The sequence below is a fragment of the Pseudomonas nitroreducens genome, from assembly GCF_010994165.1.
Taxonomy (GTDB): Bacteria; Pseudomonadota; Gammaproteobacteria; order Pseudomonadales; family Pseudomonadaceae; genus Pseudomonas; species Pseudomonas nitroreducens.
In genome coordinates this window covers 47,130-61,302 of record NZ_WMBX01000007.1, presented here as the reverse complement: position 1 = coordinate 61,302, position 14,173 = coordinate 47,130, and the positions used below count along the sequence as shown (strand labels likewise).

Here is a 14,173-nt window from a genome sequence, read left to right as displayed (position 1 = left end):
GATGAGCGAACCTCTGGTCACCGCGCACTGGCTGGCCGCCGCGCTGGACAACCCTCGCCTGTGCCTGCTGGACGCCAGCGTGGAACTGGCGGCCCCCGAATTCGATGGCGACTACCGCGTAGAGAGCGGCCACGACGGCTGGCTCGCCGGGCACATCCGCGGCGCACGCCATGCCGACCTGCTGGACGAGCTGGCCGATCCGCAAGCCTCCTGCAGCTTCGCCCTGCCCGATCCACAAGTGGCGCAGGACGCCCTGCAGGCACTCGGGGTCGGCGACGACTCGCTGGTGGTGATCTATGACCGCAGCGACGGTTTCTGGGCTGCGCGCCTGTGGTGGATGTTGCGCAGCCTGGGCATTGATGCAGCCGTGCTGGATGGGGGCCTACGCGCCTGGATCGCCGCCGGATATTCGCTGGAGCAAGGCGAATCTTCCCAGACGGGAAACGGGACGCTGTCGGCCCCGGCGCAGTACCGGGACGGCTTCTGGATCGACCGCCACGACGTCGAGAAAGTCGTCGCGGGAGAGTCTCCTGGCACACTGGTCTGCGCCCTGTCCGCCGCCCTCTTCGACGGCAGCGCCGTCACCCGTTACGCGCGCCGTGGGCACATCCCCGGCAGCAGCAACCTGCCCGCGCGCAGCCTGTTCGACGACGACGGCCGCTACCGGCGCGGCGCGGCGCTGAGGGAAGCGCTCGCCGGGCTGCGCCAGGCCGAACCACCCTTGCTGCTGTACTGCGGCGGGGGCATCTCCGCCGCCGCCCTCGCCCTGGCGCTGACGCTCGCCGGGGAAACACGGGTCGCGATCTACGACGGCTCGCTGCAGGAGTGGGCCGCAGAGCCCTCGCTGCCATTGACCACCGGAGCAGCTCCGGCCTGACCGCCCGTTCGCGGGCACTCACGTTTCATATCCAAGGCCATCCGTTTCGCACGGGAGGGGCTCGGCCCCGTGCATTCCCGGCGCACGCCCCGGCGATTTTCAGGAGCGTTCCATGCAGTACCTGCCGCGCCCAGCGCGCACGCGATTTCCCCTCAGCCTGCTGACCCTGGCCGTGCTGCTGGCCAGCGGCCCCGGCCACGCCGAAGACGCCACGACCCTGGACACCGTGACGGTGATCGGCCACGACACCGAGAGCTACGCCAGCGGCCGCGCGTCGGTCGGCGGCTTCGGCGAGGCACCGTTGCTCGATACGCCCGCCTCCATCTCGGTGTTCAACCAGGCGCTGCTCAAGGACCAGCAGGCACGCCTGCTCAGCGATGTGCTGAAGAACGACGCCTCCACCGGCGAGGCCTACGCACCGGTGGGCTACTACGAGAACTTCGAGATCCGCGGCTACTCGCTCAACGCCGCCAGCAGCTACAAGATCAACGGCCGCACCATTACCGGCGAGCAGAACGTGGCGCTGGAGAACAAGGAGCAGGTCGAAGTGCTCAAGGGCTTGTCCGGCCTGCAGAGCGGCGTGTCCGAGCCCGGCGGGGTGATCAACTACGTCACCAAGCGCCCGCAGGACGTGCGCTCGGTGACGCTGGGCACCGACGATGAGGGTGGCCGCTACGTCGCCACCGACGTCGGCACCTGGCTGGATAACGAACAGACCGTCGGCGTGCGGGTCAACCTCGCTCACGACGACCTGCGCTCCTATATCGATCACACCGACGGCCAGCGCGACTTCGCCTCCCTGGCACTGGACTGGAACCTCTCGCCCAACGCGCTCTGGCAATTCGACGCCGAATACCAGAACCGTCGCCAGCCCTCGGCACCCGGCTACCAGTTGCTCGGCGGTACGCAGCTGCCCCACGACATCGACCCGCACGACCGCATCGGCTACCAGAGCTGGGCCGACCCGGTGCGCATCGAATCGCTGAACCTCAATACGCGCTTCGAGTACCGCTTCGACGACGCCTGGACCGGCACCCTCAGCGCCTCGCGCAGCAAGGTGGTGATCGACGACTACAGCGCCTTCCCCTGGGGCTGCTACGGCGCGGCCAGCTGCGCCGATTCCGCCGTGCCGAACTACTTCAGCCCCGAAGGCGACTACGACCTCTACGACTTCCGCAGCCCCGACGACACCCGCCGCAACGACGAACTGGAAGCCGCCCTGCACGGCCAGTTCGCCACCGGCTGGCTGCGCCACGAGCTGACTGTCGGCACCTCGGCCTTCCGCCGTGTGCTGGACAGCCGCCCGGAGCTCAACGAGTGGGTCGGCACCGGCAACATCTATACCGGCATCGGCGCCGTGGAGCCTTTCGACGGCGAGCCCGGCCACAGCTACCGCCACCTCGACAGCCGCCAGTACGGCCTCTTCGCCAGCGACCGCCTCTCCTTCAATGACCAATGGCAGGTCGTGCTGGGCGGGCGCCAGGTGCGCCTGGACGAGCGCACCTTCGACAGCGAGGGCGACACCACCCGGCATACCCGCCGCGCGGAGTTCCTGCCCAACGGCGCGGTGATCTTCAAGCCGCGTGCGGACATCTCCATCTACGGCAGCTACAGCAAGGGCCTGTCCCTGGGCGGCGAGGCACCCTGGTTTGCCAGCAACGCCGGCGACACCCTGGCGCCCACCTCCTCGCGCCAGGTGGAATTGGGCATCAAGCAGGAGCTGGCCGGCTTCGACTGGAGCGCCGCGCTGTTCCAGATCCACCAGGCCTACCAGTTCGCCCGACCCAACGGCGACGGCAGCTTCACCTACGTACAGCAGGGCCAGCAGAAGAACAGCGGGCTGGAGTTGTCCGCCAGTGGCCGGGTAACCTCCGCGCTGCAATTGAGCGGCAGCCTCGCGGCGATCCGTTCGCGGGTGGTGAACAGCGGCACGGACGATTACGAAGGCCACCAGGCGATCAATGTCCCGCGCCTGCGCGCGAGCCTGCAGGCGGACTACGCGCTGGCCGAAGTGCCGGGGCTTTCGCTGCTGGGCGCGGCGCGCTACAGCGGCGCCAAATATGCTGACCGCGATGGCGCAGTAGAAGTCGGCGGCTACACCGTGTATGACGCCGGCGCACGCTTCAGCACCCGCATCGGCGACTACCCGACCGTGCTGCGGCTGAGCCTCGACAACCTGTTCGACAAGCGCTACTGGCGCGATGTCGGTGAATATTTCGGCGACGGCTACCTGTTCCAGGGTGCGCCGCGCACGGCTCGCCTGACGGCGAGCGTCAACTTCTGAGGTAAGCGCGAATGTCTGCTCTGGAAATCATCGCGGTGATCGTCAACGTGCTCGGGGTCTGGCTCACCGCAAGGCGCATCCGCTGGTGCTGGCCGGTGAACGTGGTGGCGGTGCTGCTCTACGCCTGGATCTTCTTCAGCGTGAAGCTCTACTCCGACATGCTCCTGCAACTGGTCTTCGTGGTCCTGCAGTTCTACGGCTGGTGGCAGTGGAGCAAGGGCGGCAGCGACCACGGCAAAGTGCGCGTCGAACGCCTGCCCCCCTCCACCGCTATCACCAGCTGCCTGGCCGGTGCCGTGGGCGCCTTCGCCCTGGGCTGGGCGATGCACACCCACACCGACGCCGCCCTGCCCTGGATGGACGCCGCGCTGACCGCCTTCAGCCTGGTGGCGAGCTTCTGGGCGGCGCGCAAATACGTCGCCAGCTGGTGGCTGTGGATCATCCTCGACGTGCTCTACACCGGGGTCTTCCTGTACAAGGCGCTGTACCTCACCGCCGGGCTCTACGCCGGCTTCGTGGTGCTGGCGATCTACGGCCTGCTGGCCTGGCAACGCGAGCTGCATGACGAACCGCCCAGCGCTCCGGCACTGGCCGGCAACTCCTGAGGACCGCCATGCTCTACCAGGCCATCCCGCCGCACTACGCGCGTATCCGCGACCAGTTGGCCGCGGACATCGCCCAGGGGCGCTTCCTCGCCGGGCAGAAGCTGCCGCCCGAGCGCGACCTCGCCGAGCGCTTCGAATGCACCCGCGTGACCCTGCGCCAGGCCCTGCAACAGCTGGAAACCGAGGGTCTGATCTACCGCGAGAACCGCCGTGGCTGGTACCTCAGCCCGCCACGCATCGACTACGACCCGACGCGGCTGGTCAGCTTCATGGACTACGTGCGCCTGCAAGGCCGTGAGCCGATGACCGAATGCCTGAGCGCCGAACGCCGCCGCGCCGGCGCCTGGCTGGCCGCGCGGATGAACCTCCCCTCGCCGGACGAGCCCGTCTTCCGCCTGCACCGCCGCCGGCTGATCGACGGCCGCCCGGTGCTGGTGGAGATCAACACCCTGCTCGCCAGCTGGTGTCCCGACCTGCTCGACACGCGCCTGGACCGCTCGCTGACCACCTTGCTGCGCGAGCGCTTCGGCAAGGTGCAGACGCGCTGCACGCTGAACCTGCGCCTGGGCACGGTCAACGACGACCACGCCGAACTGCTGCAACTGGCCTCCGGCGCCAGCAACCTGGTGCTGGAACGCCTGAACTACGCCGAGGACGGCCTGCTGGTGGAATTCGACCAGGAATTCTGGCGGCCGGATGCGGTGTCCGTGGCGGTCCAGGCGGATTTTCCGTCACGACCGCTTATAGCCGAATAAGTAATTAACAAATGCTAATTCAGTATTTCTGGTTCTAACAGGATCAACGCTAGGCTAGCTCCAACTCACCACTAACGGCTTGTCCCAAAGCCTTCTGGAGCCGCCATGGACCGCACCGACAACATCATCGACCTCGCCCGCCACCGCACGCGCCGTCAGGCACGCCGCCAGGCCGAGCTGATGTGGATGCTGTATGCCCAACGGGCCGGCTACGACGCCTTGCAGATCGTCCAGCAGAGCCGCGACAGCGGCCGCCGCGAGGCCTGATCGTGGGCCTGTCGCTTTCCACGGAGCTGCCGGCCGTGGAGTTCGACGCCACGCCCGGCACCACCGAAGACCCCATCGGCGAGCGGGTCGCCAGCAACCTGCTGCGCCTGCGCGCCAAGCGCAACCTCTCCCTCGATGGTCTGGCCCGCCTTTGCGGCGTGAGCCGCACCATGCTCGCGCAGATCGAGTCCGGCCGCAGCGTCCCGTCGATCAAGGTACTGTGCAAGATCGCCCAGGGCCTGAAAGTCTCGGTTGCCGCCTTCCTCGACGACCGCGCCTTCGACGGCGTGGCCGTGCTGCCCGCGCGCGACAGCAAACGCCTGGTCAGCGGCGACGGCGCCTTCGTCAGCCGCGCACTGTTCCCCTTCGACGTCTCGCGCCAGGTGGAATTCTACGAACTGCGCCTCAAGGGCCTGGCCATCGAACACTCCACCGGCCATGCGCCGGGCACCCAGGAAAACCTGGTAGTCGCCCAGGGCGTGCTGGAAATCAGCGTCAACGAAGAACGCTTCCTCCTCGGTACCGGCGACTCCATCCTGTTCTACGCCGACCAGCCGCACAGCTACCGGAATCCGGCGGATAGCGAGGCCGTCGCCTACCTCGTCACCACCTACGCCGAACGGCTGGACTGATTCGCCAGGCAAAAGCAAAAGGCCCGGCGGACAACCCGCCGGGCCTTTCTCATTCAGCTCTCCGCAATCAGCAGGTGCAGCACATCATCGGCATGCCGTTGCAGCTCATCATCATCGGCATGCCGCACTCCATCATCTTGTTCATCAGCATGCAGCAGTTCTTCAGCATGTCCATGCTCATGCCCTGCATCGGCATCATCTTGCACATCATCATGTCGCCCTGCATGGAGCACTCCATCATGCACTTCATGGTCGGCATGCCCACGTTCATGCCCATCATCGGCATGGACATCATCGGGTTCATCATGCCCATCATCGGCATCATGGCCATGGTGGGCTGGGACATGCCCATCATCATCAGGTTGCCGCAGTGCATCATCATCGGCATGCCGCAGTTCATCATCATCGCCATCATCTCGGCGCTGTTGCGGAACATGGCCATTTCCATGCCCATGGCCGGCTTCATCTTGCACATCATGCCGTCATCGAGCATCTCGCACTCCATGGTCGCCATCATCATCGGCATGCCCATCATCGGCATCATGGCGTTGGTGTTCATCGGCATCTGCATGGCGTTCATCATGGTGGAGCTCCCTGAATCGATTGGAATGAAGTGCTGCGAATGGGGCCGATTCTAGAAAGGCGCGGCGACGGGACAAGATGGCGGGGAAACGGAGGTTTCTGGCGTGCTTTCTCGCGGTTCTGGTTCGATAATGGCGGCGCTGTTCGTCATGGCTTCAATTTCGACGTTTTAACGACTTTAAAAGAATCCTCGACGTGCATTTCAGCAACATGGATATCCCCTCCAGTGCTTAGCAAAGAACCGTAGTGAATATTGAATCTAACCCGCTCGCAAAAACTTCGCCTCGGGCGGCCATCCGCGTCCTAGAGCGCTTCCATGGCAATTCATAAGTCTCAAATTCCGGCATATGAGAATGCGTTTTTAATATTTAAGGAAATAACAGACGAGCTTCTATAGTGGCGGTTTGATCCAACTGTCATCCCATCGCAAGGAAGTCCCATGCTCCGCCACCTGCTCGCCGCCAGCCTGGCCCTGGCGCTGTTCGGCTGCGCCACCGCGCCCGCTCCTTCCGTCCATACCACCAACCCTTCCACCTCCACACTGCAGGGCGACCCCACGCGGCCGGCGCAGGCGCAGTGGCTGCGCACCGAGTTGTATTTCGCGCTGGGCCAGGAGGACGGCAAGGAGAAGATCAGCGAGCAGCGCTGGCGGCAGTTCCTCGACCAGGAGGTGACGCCGCGCTTCCCGGACGGCTTCACCGCCTACGATGCCTATGGCCAGTGGCGTGACCATGGCGCGCCGGCGCCGGAGCGCTTGAGCACCAAGGTGATCGTGATCCTGCATGAAGACAGCGCGGCGCGCGGCCAGGACATCGAGGCGATCCGCCTGGCGTGGAAGCGCATCACCGGCGACCTTTCCGTGCTGCGACTGTCGCAACCGGCTCAGGTGTCCTTCTGATGAGCGAATTCCGCGAAACGCTGTACGAGGGTTACGCGCAGGCGCTGAGCGTCGATGAGCCGATCTACCAGGGCAACACTGGCCAACAGGCCGTGCAGGTATTCCGCAATCGACTCTTCGGCCGCGTGCTGACGCTGGATGGCGTGGTGCAGACCACAGAGGCCGACGAGTTCGTCTACCACGAGATGCTCGCCCATGTGCCGATCCTCGCCCATGGCGCAGTGCGCCGCGTGCTGGTGATCGGCGTGGGCGATGGCGGCATCCTGCGGGAGATCGTGCGGCATGCCGGCATCGAGGAAATCGTCGCGGTGGAGATCGACCCGCAGGTGGTCGAACTGTGCCGCGAGCTGCTGCCGAATCATTCGGCCGGTGCGCTGGACGACCCGCGCCTGCGATTGATCTACGCCGACGGCCTGGAATACCTCGCGCAGAGCCGGGAGAGTTTCGACCTGATCCTCTGCGATTCGACTGATCCGGGCGGCCCCGCGGCGAGCCTGTTCACCTCGGCGTTCTACCGCAACTGCCAGCAACGCCTCGGCGCCAGCGGCATCCTTGCCACGCAGAATGGCGTGCCCTTCCTCCAGCCCGAAGAGCTGGGCGGCACGGCGCGGCGGCTGGCGGACAACTTCGCCGACTGGGGTTTCTTCCATGCCGCGGTGCCGACCTACATCGGCGGCAGCATGGCCTTCGGCTGGGCGTCGAACAGCGAGAAGGTCCGCCGCACCGACCTGGAAACCCTGCGCCAGCGCTTTGCGAAAAGCGGCCTGGTGACCCGCTACTACACCCCCGAGGTACACCAGGCGGCATTCGCCCTGCCGCGCTACATGCTCGACCTGATCGAGGCCGGGCTTCAGCGCGACAGCTGAGGGTTGTCCAGGCGCTGCGGCGTCCAGTCCGGGTCGCGGGCGCGCACCGGGCTGCTGACCTGCAGCACCGCGGTGCCGAAGCGCTGCTTGAAGTCGGCGCCGATCTGCGCCAGGGCCTGGCGGGTGTAGGGGTTGTCGGCGTGGATGAGGATCAGCATCCGCGACGGCAGCTTCTCCGGCCCGCCGCTGGGGCCGCGCCACTGGCCGTGCAGGTCGAGCCAGCTGAGGCCATCGGGGAAACGCGGCGTCACCTCGCGGGCGAGGAAATCCTCCCACTGCGACAGTTCCACCGCCTCCACGTACAGCTCGGTGCGCAGCATGCGCCGGCCGCTGGCTTCGCCACCGCTGGCGCTATTGGCTGCCGGCTCGTTCAGCCACAGACCGATCAACGCCGCCAGCAGCACGACGATGGCGCCATTGCGCCACAAACGTTTCCTGCGCATCAGGCGCCCTCCTCCTGCCAGTTGGCAGACGACGCCGTGCGCGAACGCAGCAGCAGTTGCAGCACCGCGCCCAGCGCCAGTACACCCACGCCGAGCAGCGCGCCCCAGCCGACAAAGGCGACGCTGGAATACAGCATGTACAGGCACACCGCGAGGAAGCCCAGCGGCAGCCATGGGTAGAGCGGCACCCGGATCGGCCGGGGCACTTCCGGGTGACGGCGGCGCAGGACGATCAGCGCCACGCTGCTCAGACTGAGGAACAGCCAGTACACCGGTGTCATGTACTCCACCATGGTGTTGAAGCCGTGGCCGCTCCAGCCGCCGACCGCGATCAGCAGCAGCGCCACCAGCCCCTCTGCCAGCAGCGCGGCGCGCGGTACGCCGTGGCGCACGTCCCAGCGGCCGAGCACGCGCAGCGCCGGCACATCGCTGGCGGCGGCGTAGGTGGTGCGGCTGCCGACGATCAGCGTGGAGTTGATGCTGGCGACGGCGGACACCACCACCACTGCCATGATCAGGCCGATACCCGGCGCGCCGAAGGCCAGCCCGAGCAGCTCCAGCGCCGGCGCACCGCTGGCGGCGAGGCCATCGAAACCCAGGCCGCGAATGAACGCCCAGTTCAGCGCCAGATAGATCAGCAGCAGGGCCGCCAGCGCGCCGAGCATGGCAGTGAAGATGCCGCGGCGGTTGTCGCGCAGTTCTGCCGACAGCGTGGCCGCATCGCTCCAGCCACCGAAGGCGAGGAAGACGTAGATCAGCGCGGCGGAGAACCCGGCGACACCGACCTGCTCCGGCTCCACTGGCGCCACGGGTGATGGAACGAAGCCGCGCCACTCCAGCCACAGGCCGGCGCCGACGATCCCCAGGAAGCCGGCAGCGACCAGCACCACCAGGCCGGCCTGGGTGCCGAAGCTCACCCGCCAGCCGATGAGGTTCAACGCCACCAGCGCGGCAACCAATCCACCGGCCAACAGCACGTTGCCCAGTTGCCCGAGGCCGAGCAAGGCGCTGAAGTGATCGGCGAAGAGGAACGCCATCAGCGCGATCCAGCCGGTATGCAGGATGGCGAAGCGCGACCAGGCGAACAGGAAGCCCACCCGCTGGCCGTAGGCGCGTTCAAGGAAGTGGTAGTCGCCACCGGGATGGGCGAAGGCCGAGGCCATCTCCACGTAGCACAGGGCGCCGACCATCGACAGCAGGCCGCCGAGAATCCACACCAGGTAGAAGTGCTCCTGGCCGACGTTGAGCGCCACGGTGGGCGCGGTCTTGAGGATGTCGCTGGTGATCACCATGCCCAGCGTCAGCAGCAGCGCGTGGGCGGCGCCCAGGTGCCGGCGCGGGCCGGCTGGCTTGTCAGCGGCGAAGTTGTCAGCCATGAATCGGCTCCGGAAGTAGTAAGGGCCGCGTTGCGGCCCCTGGATTTTCAACAGCGCAGATCAGAACGAATAGCTCGCGCGGGCGTAGTAGTACGCGCCGTTGGAGCCGATCGGCGAGAGCACGTCGTACGGCAGGTTGCCGCCATAGTTGATCTCCGAGCTGGAGCGCTCCGGGTAGTTGTCGGTGAGGTTGTTGCCGCCCACCGCCAGGCTGAACTGCGGGGTGAACTTGTAGGCCACCTCGGCATCCAGCTGCCACACCGCGCCGTAGGTCTGCTCCGGGTGGTAACCATCGCCGAAGTCGAACACGCGAGTGGTCTCGCCCTGCCGCGTCAGGCGGCCGAGCAGGTTCCACTGCGCATCGCTCCAGGTGGTGGTGAGGATGAAGCGATCCCGGGGCGCGGCGTCGGTCAGGGTGTTGCGTTCCTCCACGCCCACCAGTGCGTCCTCGCCGATACCCAGGTTGGAGAGCTGCTGCGGAGTGGCCTTGGTGCTGCGCACCTTGGTGTGGTTGTAGGTGTATGCGGTGGTCACGCCCAGCTGGCCGCCGACGAAGGGCTGGTGGTAGTTGAGTACCAGCTCGGCGCCATCGGTACGGGTGTCGGCGGCGTTGGTGAAGAAGTTCACGTCATGCACGCCGGCCACGCCGAAGTTGTCCTGGATGAACTGCTCCATGGCATCGCTGCCGATGCGCTGGGACAGGGTGATGCGGTCGTCGACGTCGATGCGGAACACGTCGAAGGACAGGTCGAAGCGCTCGTTGAGCTGCGCGGTCAGGCCCAGGCTGAAGTTCTTCGAGGTCTCCGGGTCGAGCTTCTCGGCGCCCAGCGCGCGGGCGATCGGGTCGTTCACCGAGAGCACGCGGATGTCGGTCAGCGTGCCGCCGTCGCCGAAGTTGCTGGTGGTGTTCTGGAAGCCGACCTGGGCCAGCGACGGCGCGCGGAAGTTGGTGGACGCCGCGCCGCGCAGGGCCAGCACCGGGGTCAACTGGTAGCGCCCGCTGAGCTTGCCGGTGAGCTTGCTGCCGGCGTCGTCGTAGCGCTCCCAGCGCGCAGCGGCATCGACAAAGAACTGGTCGGTGAGGTCGCCCGACAGGTCGATGTAGGTGCCGAAGACGTTGCGGTCGATGTCCGACTCTTCGCTGGGACGCAGGCCCGCTGCGCCATCCGCCCCGACGCCGTAGTACGAGGCCGCGTCGCCGGCGGTGGTGATGTAGTTTTCGTAACGGTACTCGCCACCGAGCGCGAGCACGAACGGCCGCCCGGCAAGGCTTAGCTCGCGGCTGAGGTCGAGGTTGGCGACGCTCTGGCGCAGTTCGTAGTCGCCGGTGTCGAAGCGGGTCGGCGTGTCCTCGCCGAGCGAAGCGTTGAGGGTGCGCCGGGTCGAGGATTCGAAGCGGTTGCGGCCGTGGGTGACGCTGGCGTCGTAGTCCCAGGTATCGGCGATCAGGCCCTTGTAGCCGACTGTCGCGGACAGGTCGGTGTTGTCGCCCAGGGACTGCGGCAGGTAGCCGTTGGGGTAGATCTCCGGGTGCTCGTCCGGGTAGCGGTAGAACTCCGCGCCGGTGGTGTGGCGCTCGTTGTACAGGCCGAAGGAATAGAGCTTGCCGCTGCCCAGGGCGAGGTCGCCGTTGAACCAGGCGTTGACGTCACGCGCCAGGCCATCACCCATCACGTAGTTGCGCTGGCCGGGGGTGTCGGCGAAGCCGTCGTAGCCCGCGCGGTTGGTCGGCTCGCGGTTGATGAACTCGGCGCCGCCACGGATGAAGCCGTCTTCGCCCAGGCGGGTGCCGGCCTTGGCCGCGGTATAGGAGTTCTGCCCGTCGGTGGTGGTCTTGCCGATGGCGTCCTGGTGGGTGTGGTAGGCGCCGTAGCTGGTGGTTACCTCGCCGCCTTCGGGGGCATCGTCGAGGATGATGTTGATCACCCCGGCGATGGCGTCGGAGCCGTACTGCGCCCCGGCGCCGTCGCGCAGTACTTCGATGCGTTTGATGGCGCTGATGGGGATCGAGTTGAAGTCTACCGGCGCGGTGCCTCGGCCGATCTTCGAGGAGTCGTTGACCAGCGCCGAGGTGTGCTGGCGCTTGCCGTTGATCAGCACCAGCACCTGGTCCGGGCTCATGCCGCGCAACTGGGCGGCGCGCACGTGGTCGGCGCCACCGGAGTTGGACTGGCGCGGGAAGTTGAAGGACGGCAGCAGCGTCGCCAGGGCCTGGCCCAGTTCGCCGCCGACGGCGCCGGTCGATTGCAGGTCCTGCGCCGTGAGCACGTCCACCGGTACGGGGGAATCCAGCAGGGTGCGGTTGTTTCCGCGGGCGCCGGTGACCAGCACGGTCGCAAGCTTGGTGGTGGCCTCGGGGGTCGACGAACTTTCGTCGGCATGCGCGGAGGCCTGGGCGATGACCGAGGCCACCGCAACGGCAATAAGGGAACGGGATAACACGCGAAATACTCCTGTCTCGCTTAAAGAGCGCCACTCGCCGTTGGCGGCGAGTCCGGAACTCCGCTGGTGTGTTTTTCTGATTGGCTCGAGCGGTTGGTGTCGGAAGTCCGGAAACCGCGAGCGACTGTTCCCCTCAGGTGGAAAAACAGTGCTCGGGAAAGCGCTCCAGGTGTCACGGCCGGTCTCTCTTCGTGATGAGCGAAAAGGCGCGGCTCTCGGTATCGCGGGTCATCCCTGACCCGATGGGGAAGGCGTCATCCTAGCTAGTGGCAGAATGCTTTTAAACGAATAAAAAATGCTTTGGTTATAACCAGTTACCGTGTTCGCCAAGCAACATCGGCCGGTGTTGCCAGGGCAACAGTGCATGCCTTCAGTCGAAGGCTTTTCGCGTCCATTCGTCCTCGGGAATATCCAGCGCCGCGCCGGAGAATCGCTCCTCGCGGAACGGGTCAGCCTCGTTGTGGAAGCCGTTGCGCTCCCAGAATCCGGGCCGGTCGGTATCGCTGAATTCCAGCTCGCGCAACCACTTCGCGCTCTTCCAGAAATAGCGCCCGGCGATCACCAGCCGCAGCGGCCAGCCATGCACCGGGGTCAAGGGATCGCCGGCGTAGTGCGTGGCGAGCAGGCTGTCCGGACGCAGCAGTTCTGCCAGCGGCAGGTTGGTCTCGTAGTCGTGGTCGGCATGGGCCATGACGAATTGCCCGGCCGGCCGCACGCCGTAATGATCGAGCAGGTCGGCGAGATGCACGCCTCGCCATGAGGTGTCGAACTTCGACCAGCGCGTGACGCAATGGATATCGCAGACCAGCTCGCGCTGCGGCAGCGCCAGCAGGTCGTCGAGGCTCAGCTCCAGCGATTGCGGCCCAGGATTTTTCCCTGACAACGCACCGGTGAGCCGCAGGCGCCAGGTTTCACGCTCGTACTCCGGCACCTCGCCTTCATGGAGAATCGGGAAGCGCTCGGTCAGCACCTGCCCCGGCGGCAGGCGTTCGCCGTAACGCGGGTCGCCCGCCGGCGAGCGTGCCTTCTGCAGGCGCCTGGCCTTGTCGTGCATCCCCGATGCCCTCAGTTTGCCAACGGAATCCACGGCGCCTGCGCGACCTTCTGCGCCTCGCCGAAGGCCGGTACCTTGCGTGCCAGGTCGCGGACATTCTTCACGTCCAGGTCGAGCAGTTGCTGGCGGGTGATCAGGGTCGGCGGCACCAGCACCTGCTCGCCCGGATTTTCCCCGGCGATGCGCAGGGCCAGGCTGCGCACACTGATGGCCCCGGCCACTTCCGGGTTGACCGCGGCAGTGGCGCTCCAGGCACTCCCCTCTTCCTTCATGATCTGGATGTCGGCGGTGGAAATATCGGCGCTGTAGATCTTCACCTGCTTGCCCAGGCCGGCTTCGTCCACGGCGATCTTCACACCCTTGGCGAACTCGTCGAAGGGCGCGAAGAACACGCTAATGCCAGGGTTGGCGCGCAGCACTGCGCTGGCCTGGTCGGCCACCGAGTTGGCAATCGGCGCATTCAGCGTACCGAAGCGCGCCTTCTCGACGATGCCGGGGTTCTCGGCCTTCACCTGGCGCCAGATTTCGTCGCGGCGCTCCATGGGGGTGAAGCCGTCGATGTACACGTAGCCGGCCTCGAAGGCCTTGCCGTTGTCCTGCAGCACCTGCTTGAGCGCCAGGCGTGCCAGCTCGCGGTGGTCCTGCTCGACGCGGGTGATGCGCGGGTCGTTCACGTCGACGTCGAAGGTGACCACCTTGATGCCCTTGGCCAGCGCCTTGTCGATGGAATCCTTGAGCGTCTCGGCGAGGCCGAGCTGGACGATGATGCCGTCCACGCCCAGGTCGATGGCCTGCTCCAGCATCTCGCGCTGGGTGGCCGCCTGCTGGCGGGCATCGAACACGCGCAACTTCACGTCCAGCGCGTTGGCCTGCTTCTCCACGCCGCGCAGGTAGGCTTCCGGGAAGTCACCGGAGAACAGGTAACCGACCAGCGCGATCTGCACACCGCCCTTGTCGAAAGGTGCCGGCGCGCCGGGCAGGCCAGCCGCTTCGGCGGTCGCCGCGCCGGACAACAACAGCCCGGCGGCGAACAGCGCGCGCAGGGATTTGGCGGGGGTGAACTTCATCCGTTGAATCTCCGAAAAAGGTAAG

At 66.4% G+C, this 14,173-nt stretch carries 14 protein-coding genes; 8 read left to right on the top strand and 6 right to left on the bottom strand.

All coding sequences use genetic code 11. The features are described 5' to 3' along the window. Position 1 precedes the first annotated feature (1 nt). The 6 genes from GJV37_RS26230 to GJV37_RS26205 all read left to right on the top strand — a co-directional run bounded on the left by GJV37_RS26230 (position 2) and on the right by GJV37_RS26205 (position 5,420). A complete protein-coding gene (locus GJV37_RS26230; protein ID WP_193453117.1) occupies positions 2-877 on the top strand; it encodes a sulfurtransferase in 876 nt (291 codons plus the stop codon). Between the two features lie 112 nt (positions 878-989). Then, positions 990-3,161, top strand: coding sequence for a TonB-dependent siderophore receptor (locus GJV37_RS26225; RefSeq protein ID WP_193453116.1), 2,172 nt, complete (start codon positions 990-992; stop codon positions 3,159-3,161). An 11-nt stretch (positions 3,162-3,172) separates the two neighbouring features. Continuing rightward, positions 3,173-3,766 carry a nicotinamide riboside transporter PnuC gene (pnuC, locus tag GJV37_RS26220; protein WP_024763741.1) on the top strand — a complete coding sequence of 198 codons (594 nt, stop codon included), beginning with the start codon at positions 3,173-3,175 and terminating at the stop codon, positions 3,764-3,766. Positions 3,767-3,774: 8 nt separating this feature from the next. Continuing rightward, positions 3,775-4,521: a UTRA domain-containing protein gene (locus tag GJV37_RS26215; RefSeq protein ID WP_065085623.1), complete on the top strand. Its 747-nt coding sequence runs from the start codon at positions 3,775-3,777 to the stop codon at positions 4,519-4,521. Between the two features lie 105 nt (positions 4,522-4,626). Beyond that, complete coding sequence (locus tag GJV37_RS26210) at positions 4,627-4,788, top strand: hypothetical protein (RefSeq protein WP_089285704.1); 162 nt, start codon at positions 4,627-4,629, stop codon at positions 4,786-4,788. A 35-nt stretch (positions 4,789-4,823) separates the two neighbouring features. Continuing rightward, positions 4,824-5,420, top strand: a complete 597-nt coding sequence (locus GJV37_RS26205; RefSeq protein ID WP_089285735.1) for a helix-turn-helix domain-containing protein — start codon at positions 4,824-4,826, stop codon at positions 5,418-5,420. A 67-nt stretch (positions 5,421-5,487) separates the two neighbouring features. Here the strand turns inward: GJV37_RS26205 and GJV37_RS26200 are convergent, their stop codons facing one another. After that, complete coding sequence (locus GJV37_RS26200; RefSeq protein ID WP_193453115.1) at positions 5,488-6,003, bottom strand: hypothetical protein; 516 nt, start codon at positions 6,001-6,003, stop codon at positions 5,488-5,490. 438 nt (positions 6,004-6,441) lie between these two features. Between GJV37_RS26200 and GJV37_RS26195 the strand changes: the two genes are divergently transcribed. Continuing rightward, positions 6,442-6,900, top strand: coding sequence for a DUF3574 domain-containing protein (locus tag GJV37_RS26195; RefSeq protein ID WP_065327438.1), 459 nt, complete (start codon positions 6,442-6,444; stop codon positions 6,898-6,900). Continuing rightward, complete coding sequence (speE, locus tag GJV37_RS26190; RefSeq protein ID WP_193453114.1) at positions 6,900-7,766, top strand: polyamine aminopropyltransferase; 867 nt, start codon at positions 6,900-6,902, stop codon at positions 7,764-7,766. Before GJV37_RS26195 ends, speE begins: the two co-directional genes overlap by 1 nt. Here the strand turns inward: speE and GJV37_RS26185 are convergent. The 5 genes from GJV37_RS26185 to GJV37_RS26165 all read right to left on the bottom strand — a co-directional run bounded on the left by GJV37_RS26185 (position 7,751) and on the right by GJV37_RS26165 (position 14,148). Next, a complete protein-coding gene (locus tag GJV37_RS26185; RefSeq protein ID WP_193453113.1) occupies positions 7,751-8,209 on the bottom strand; it encodes a DUF3574 domain-containing protein in 459 nt (152 codons plus the stop codon). The two genes, speE and GJV37_RS26185, sit on opposite strands and share 16 nt — an antisense overlap. Further along, positions 8,209-9,585 (bottom strand): APC family permease, encoded by a 1,377-nt coding sequence (locus GJV37_RS26180; RefSeq protein WP_170859405.1) that lies wholly within the window; start codon positions 9,583-9,585, stop codon positions 8,209-8,211. The genes GJV37_RS26185 and GJV37_RS26180 overlap by 1 nt, the downstream gene beginning before the upstream one ends. Positions 9,586-9,645: 60 nt before the next feature. Continuing rightward, positions 9,646-12,027, bottom strand: a complete 2,382-nt coding sequence (locus GJV37_RS26175) for a TonB-dependent receptor plug domain-containing protein (protein ID WP_193453112.1) — start codon at positions 12,025-12,027, stop codon at positions 9,646-9,648. A 370-nt stretch (positions 12,028-12,397) separates the two neighbouring features. Then, positions 12,398-13,081: a molybdopterin-dependent oxidoreductase gene (locus GJV37_RS26170; protein ID WP_193453111.1), complete on the bottom strand. Its 684-nt coding sequence runs from the start codon at positions 13,079-13,081 to the stop codon at positions 12,398-12,400. 11 nt (positions 13,082-13,092) lie between these two features. Further along, positions 13,093-14,148 (bottom strand): substrate-binding domain-containing protein, encoded by a 1,056-nt coding sequence (locus tag GJV37_RS26165; RefSeq protein ID WP_065327432.1) that lies wholly within the window; start codon positions 14,146-14,148, stop codon positions 13,093-13,095. Between the last annotated feature and the right edge of the window lie 25 nt (positions 14,149-14,173).